Below are 6892 nucleotides of genomic sequence, written 5' to 3'. Positions count from 1 at the left end.
AAAAAAGGAGTAGAAATCAATAGATATCTACTCCTTTTTAGGTCTTAATTTATTAGAAACACTTTTTCAGTGCCCTCCCTGGTAAGACATCCTTTTGTTATGTCGTATTATTTCTATTGCGCTAGAGCTCCGTAATCATAAATTCACTTCGTCGGTTTTCCTGATGTTCTGCTTCGGTGCAACTTACACCATCAGAACATTTATTGATTAGCTGAGATTCTCCAAAGCCTTTACCAGTTAATCGATCAGCACTTATTCCATTTTTAATTAACCAGTCTACTGTAGAATTGGCTCTTTTTTGAGATAAAATTTGGTTGTATTTAGACGAACCACGGCTATCAGTGTGAGATCTAATCTCTAATTTCATTAAGGGATATTGTTGCATTGCATCAAGGATTTTCTCTAAATCTATGGCTGCTTCGGTTTTTATATCATACTTATTATAGTCAAAGTAGATCATTTTTATACCAAAACATTTTCCTAAATCATCGCCTACAGTAACAGTGCATTTATCTTCTTCTAAAGCAAAGTTCAATTCTGTTTTACCATCATCTTTTTTGGTAGTTATGATTTTTTCTTGCGTTGTGTAATCTTCTAAAGAAGCTCTTACACTATATCTTTCATCACAATCAACAGGCATTTCATACTTACCTTCTTCATCGGCCTGAACGCTTGCAATAACGTCTAAATTATCATTGAGTAATGTTATTTTGGCGTTAGGCAATATAGCGTTGTTTTTGATGTCTGTGATTTTTCCAAATAAAATTTGATCACATGGAAAGGTTAATTTTTTAGTTTCTAAAAACGAATAGATATCATCTGATCCTTTTCCTCCATCTCGATTAGATGTAAAAAAACCTGTTCTAGATGCAATATCAATGCTATAGGCAAAGTCATCTTTGGGAGAATTTATATCTGAGCCTAGATTTAGTATTTTTTTATAGATTCCTGCCGAGTTCTTTTTTGCGGCAAAAACGTCAAAACCTCCTAAACCTGGATGACCATCAGAGGCAAAGTATAGTTCCCCTTCTTCATTTATAAATGGAAAAGACTCACGACCTTCAGTATTGATAGGATCTCCTAAGTTTTGAGGTTTATCGAAGGTACCATCTTCATTTATGGTTACTTTGTAAATATCTGATTGACCCAAGGTTCCAGGCATATCCGATGCAAAATACAGCGTTTTTTCATCGGGACTTAAACAAGGATGAGCGGTATTGTATTGATCGCTGTCAAATGGTAGTTCGGTCAGATCTTGCCATTGGTTGTTTACTAGGCGCGCTCTATAAATTTTTACTAAGTTAGTTTTACTATCATTTTTACCCTTTTTTCCACCGATGTAATTATTTCTAGTAAAGTACATCGTGTTTCCATCTTTGGTAAACGCGGCTGTAGACTCATTAAATTTGTGTTTATTTTCCGATTGAATTTTTCTGGAACACCTAGTTTCATCTCAGGAGAAACGGAGGCTTTGTATAAATTGGTGAAATAATTATTAGTCCAAGAATGTTTTCTTTTTATAAAATTTCCAGTATCTCTAGCGGTAGTAAACACAATTTGATCTAAGTATTTGGTTGTACCATAATCAGAATATTGCGAGTTTATGCTAGCGTTTTCCATCGTATATCGTCCTGAATTCGCTTTTATTGCATCTAGGTAGTTGGTGTTCTGCTTGAACATTCTTCCTCTGTTGTCTCCAACTAGTTTTTGATTAAATAGTTCAAGTATTTCATTTGCCTTATTATTTTCGTTGCTAGCCCTTAGTGATTGAGCATATCGATAGTAATACTCCGGTTCAATCGTTGAGTTCTCAGCGGTTACAAACAGTTTTTCATACCATATTTTAGCGCTTTCTAATTGCGAATTAAAATAGTAAGCGTTTCCTATTTTTTTAAACATGTCTGGAGAGCTATAGCCTTTAGCGGCTACTTTTTCGTAGATTTTTATAGCATCTATATAGGCATAGTTGTTGTATTTTTTTTCTGCCAAAGCAAGTTTTCTAGACGCTTGTGAATAAGTGTTTATTGATAGAATACTTATCAGAACTATATATAGGAGTTTGTTATTTTTCATAATATTTTTTCTAAAATTCAGAGCACTATTAAAGCTGTAGCATCAATTATTAGATTTTTCATTATACTTTTCTAGCATTTCATCAGCTTTATTTTTGTCGCCTATAGATCTCAAAGACCTAGAGTATCGATACAAATATTCTGATTCTACTTTTTCTGTCAAATCAAATAATTCAGTGTACCATTTGGCAGCAAATTTCAATTCGTCTTCGTAGTAATAGGCATTTCCTACTTTTTTAAATAGATCAACAGATTTGTATCCTTTTTTTGCAATGTTTTTATAGATATCAATCATTGAAATATAGGCGTACTTATCTTGTTTAGTAATAGATACTATTGGCTTTATATCTAACTCAGCTGTTGCAATAGGTGCGTTTACTGCCACAGGTACAATCGTATTGAGAGGAACTAATTCAGCAGCAGCAGCCTTACTCACAATAGGCTCCTTCTTATCGTCAACTGATTTATAGTTTGGTGTTATGAAGCGCGTGTTATTTGGGCCAAGGTCAAACTGCCTCACTAAATTAAGGTTTGATACATTATAAGTTGTGGTATAACCTCCAAATTTCATATTAATATTTTCTACTACAGTGTAAGAAATAATCTTATTTTGTGCGAATGAATGTGAGAAGTAAAGGCTCATTAGGGCTAATAAAATAATGGTATACTTTTTCATAATTGTCACTTTTAAAGATTTGTAATTTAACGTCTATTGTTTTAGAAAAACCTTTGGGTTACCATTTTTGTGTTCGTTTTAAACAATTCGAAACGCAAAAATATTTCATGTGAACCTGAGTTATACTTGTTTAATTTTGTAGTATCCATATCATAGGTGTACCCAACGTACATACTATCTGATATTTGAAATCCTACTAGAGCGCTTACAGCTGTATTCCATCGGTATGAAACTCCAGCAGTAACTTTATTATTGAACAGTAAACTTCCTGATAAATCCAGTTGAAAAGGTGTACCTACTGTAATTTTAGAAAGCATAGATGGTTTAAATTTTATCGAACTGTTTAAATCAAAAATATATCCTGATATAAAATAATAGGTCATTTTTTCTTTAAAAACACTTACGTCATTATCGTTATAATGATTGGTTTCAATGATATGTGGGACAGATATTCCTACGTATGCTTTGTTTGAATGCAGGTAGATTCCAGTTCCAATATTTGGTGAAAATTTGTTATTGTATTGCTGTAAACTTGGGTCATTATCCACAGGATTCAAAATAGAGGTGTTTAAGTCAAATAAATTGGCAGTTACTTTTAATCCAAAAGAAAGTTTAAAAGTTTCTGATGTTGGAATCGTATAGGACAAGTCTGTTGAAATAGCGTTTTCACGTACTGGACCCACGCGATCATTTACCACAGACACTCCTAAACCAAGATTATTTCCGTTAAGGGGAGTATTCATGGATATAGCATTTGTAATTGGAGCTCCATCTATTCCAACCCACTGCGAACGATGTAAAGCAAAAATACTCAGTACACCTCTAGAACCAGCATAGGCTGGATTGATGTTAATTGTATTGTACATATACTGAGTAAATTGTGCATCTTGTTGCGCATAACTCATCATACTTGTAAATATAAAAACTAGAGAAAATATTTTATTTTTCATAGCTTTCGATATCAATTTTTTAGCGGCTACTGGAAATCTGGCTCTTATGTTATTTGTTGTCATTATTTAGAAAGATAGATGTATCCATTTTTAGTATTCGTTTCAATCTTATTATTGATTCCTACTGATGTATAAGTCAAAATATAATAATAAGTTGCAGCCGGTAATCCAGTTGCTTGACTAATTGTGTTTTTACCAGATGAAACCCCATTGAAAACTTTAGTTACATTGTCGTAACCTGTGGTTTCATATACAAGACCTCCCCAGCGATTGTATATTTCGATTGAATTTGTAGGATAGCATAACGTATTGTCAATATTGTCAATTATAAACAATTCGTTTATTCCATCTCCATTTGGAGAAAAGGCATTATGGACTACTATATTTCCACAACCAAGAACAATTTCAGCTTCTACTACAACTTCATCAGAATTTGTAATTGGGTTCGAATTTGGGCCGAAACCCGATGCGGCAGCAACATTGGTAATAGAGCCTCTGTCTAAATCAATTTGTGTGACGGTATAGTTTTGAATAAATTCTTTACTAGTGCCAGGCGTAAGTTCATCGATTAGAGTATTTAATCCTGTTAGTGGGTCTGTTACTGTTATTTTATAAAGAGTAACATTTCCTGAATTTAAAACTTGAATAGTATAGTTGATAATGTCACCTACGTTAGAATAGCTATCTGTATTAGCTGTTTTAACAACTGTTAATCCAGTGTGTAGAGCAATATCTACAACCGTTGGCGTATCGTTGTCAATAGTAGTTCCAGAAGTATCTCTCACTTCATTTCCTTTTGGATCAGTCCCTACGGTCAAAGCGGTATTTGTAACCTGACCAGCGTCAATATCTGCTTGGGTTAAAGTGTAAGTCGCAGTGAAAACGTCCGCAATAGTTTGTCCCGGAGCTAGAGTAGGGATTTTGATTCCGTTTACACTCACTTTAGGATCGGTCACAACAATGTTAGTTACTGTAACATTTCCAGTATTGGTTACTGAGAAAGCATAATTTACTTTTTCCCCCACTTGAGCAAAACCGTCATTATTCGTATCTACAAAAACACCTGATTTAACTAAGGCAATTTGTCCTTTGACATTATTCGAAATATCTACAACCGTCGGCGTATCGTTGTCAATAGTGGTTCCAGAAGTATCTCTCACTTCATTTCCTTTTGGATCAGTCCCTACGGCCAAAGCGGTATTTGTAACCTGACCAGCGTCAATATCTGCTTGGGTTAAAGTGTAAGTCGCAGTGAAAACGTCCGCAATAGTTTGTCCCGGAGCTAGAGTAGGGATTTTGATTCCGTTTACACTCACTTTAGGATCGGTCACAACAATGTTGGTCACTGTAACATTTCCAGTATTGGTTACAGAGAAAGCATAATTTACTTTTTCCCCCACTTGAGCAAAACCGTCATTATTCGTATCTACAAAAACACCTGTTTTAACTAAGGCAATACCTGAATTAGTAATAGTATAGCTGTAGATTACTTCACAGTTGTGCTTATCAGTTATTTTTACTGTATAAGTGCCTGAAGTTAAGTTTTGAATATCCTCAGTGGTTTTACTATTGGACCAAGAAAAGGTGTATGGAGCTGTTCCGCCTGATACATTAAGATTAATAGAACCAGTATTACAAACGATACAATTGACATTATTAGAGAGTATAGCTGTAGCAGTCAAAGGAGTACTTGGCGCACTTATTATAATTGTACCACCTATTGTAGCTGTGCAAGAATTTTTGGCTTTATCTCTAATTTGGACATTATAGCTTCCACTAGAAAGTGACATAAAGGAAGCTGCATCTTGCCAAGTCGTTCCACCGTTAATGCTGTATTGGTAGGTTCCGTAACCACCAGAAGGATTGTTAATTGTTATATTACCATCATTGGAGCCGAAACAACTTACATCGGTTGAAACAACTGCCGCTGTTAAAGTCGCCATTGGTGATTTGATAATTACTTTACTGTCTATGATTGCTGCACAAGCATTTTTGGCTTTATCTCTAATTTGAACATTATAAGTTCCGTCCGCAAGCGCGTTAAACGAAGTTGCATCTTGCCAAGTGGCTCCACCGTTAATGCTGTATTGGTAGATTCCGTAACCACCCGTTGCATTGCTGATGGTAATACTTCCATCTTTGGTACCATAACAACTTACATCAGTCGAAGTAACAGTTGCTGTTAAAGCCGCCATTGGCGATTTGATAATTACTTTACTGTCTATGATTGCTGCACAAGCATTTTTGGCTTTATCTCTAATTTGAACATTATAAGTTCCGTCCGCAAGCGCGTTAAACGAAACAGAATCTTGCCAAGCGGTTCCACCGTTTATACTATATTGGTAGGTTCCGTAACCACCCGTTGCATTGCTGATCGTGATAGTTCCATCTTTGGCACCAAAACAACTTACATCAGTCGAAGCAACAGTTGCTGTTAAAGCCGCGGTTGGTGATTTGATAATTACTTTACTGTCTATGATTGCTGCACAAGCATTTTTGGCTTTATCTCTAATTTGAACATTATAAGTTCCGTCCGCAAGCGCGTTAAACGAAGCAGAATCTTGCCAAGCGGTTCCACCGTTTATACTATATTGGTAGGTTCCGTAACCACCCGTTGCATTGCTGATCGTGATAGTTCCGTCTTTGGCACCAAAACAACTTACATCAGTCGAAGCAACAGTTGCTGTTAAAGCCGCTGTTGGCGATTTGATAATTACTTTACTGTTTATAATTGCCGTGCAAGAGTTTTTGGTTTTATCTCTAATTTGGACATTATAAGTTCCGTCCGCAAGCGCCGTAAACGAAGCTGCATCTTGCCATGTCGTTCCACCGTTAATGCTGTATTGATAGGTTCCGTAACCACCAGTTGCATTGCTGATGGTAATACTTCCATCTTTGGCACCAAAACAGCTTACATCAGTCGATGCAACAGTTGCTGTTAAAGCCTCCGTTGGTGATTTGATAATTACTTTACTGTTTATAATTGCCGTGCAAGAGTTTTTGGTTTTATCTCTAATTTGAACATTATAAGTTCCGTCCGCAAGCGCGTTAAACGAAGCCGAATCTTGCCAAGTCGTTCCACCGTTAATGCTGTATTGGTAGATTCCGTAACCACCCGTTGCATTGCTGATCGTGATAGTTCCATCTTTGGCACCAAAACAACTTACATCAGTCGAAGCAACAGTTGCTGTTAA

Annotated in this window: 5 protein-coding genes; all 5 read right to left on the bottom strand. The window is 35.8% G+C overall.

What is annotated here, in order from left to right; genetic code table 11:
• Nucleotides 1-121: 121 nt before the first annotated feature.
• Entirely contained in the window at nt 122-1363 is a 1242-nt protein-coding gene (locus H8R24_RS18390; RefSeq protein ID WP_317172596.1) for an OmpA family protein, read from the bottom strand.
• Entirely contained in the window at nt 1297-2073 is a 777-nt protein-coding gene (locus H8R24_RS18385) for a tetratricopeptide repeat protein (protein WP_317172597.1), read from the bottom strand. Before H8R24_RS18385 ends, H8R24_RS18390 begins: the two co-directional genes overlap by 67 nt.
• 42 nt (nt 2074-2115) lie before the next feature.
• Entirely contained in the window at nt 2116-2748 is a 633-nt protein-coding gene (locus H8R24_RS17310; protein ID WP_187021560.1) for a hypothetical protein, read from the bottom strand.
• A 41-nt stretch (nt 2749-2789) separates the two neighbouring features.
• A complete protein-coding gene (locus H8R24_RS17305; protein ID WP_187021562.1) occupies nt 2790-3698 on the bottom strand; it encodes a PorP/SprF family type IX secretion system membrane protein in 909 nt (302 codons plus the stop codon).
• 62 nt (nt 3699-3760) lie between these two features.
• The coding region (locus H8R24_RS17300) for a DUF7507 domain-containing protein (protein WP_187021564.1) at nt 3761-6892 on the bottom strand (3132 nt) is incomplete at its 5' end.

It is taken from the genome of Flavobacterium muglaense (genome assembly GCF_014305155.1).
Lineage (GTDB): Bacteria > Bacteroidota > Bacteroidia > Flavobacteriales > Flavobacteriaceae > Flavobacterium > Flavobacterium muglaense.
This window is presented reverse-complemented; position numbering and strand designations above follow the sequence as displayed.

Coding starts and splice junctions, on each gene's coding strand:
- H8R24_RS17310 (WP_187021560.1), bottom strand. CDS start 2,748: ATGAAAAAGTATACCATTATTTTATTAGCCCTAATGAGCCTTTACTTC.
- H8R24_RS17305 (WP_187021562.1), bottom strand. CDS start 3,698: ATGAAAAATAAAATATTTTCTCTAGTTTTTATATTTACAAGTATGATG.
- H8R24_RS18385 (WP_317172597.1), bottom strand. CDS start 2,073: ATGAAAAATAACAAACTCCTATATATAGTTCTGATAAGTATTCTATCA.
- H8R24_RS18390 (WP_317172596.1), bottom strand. CDS start 1,363: ATGTACTTTACTAGAAATAATTACATCGGTGGAAAAAAGGGTAAAAAT.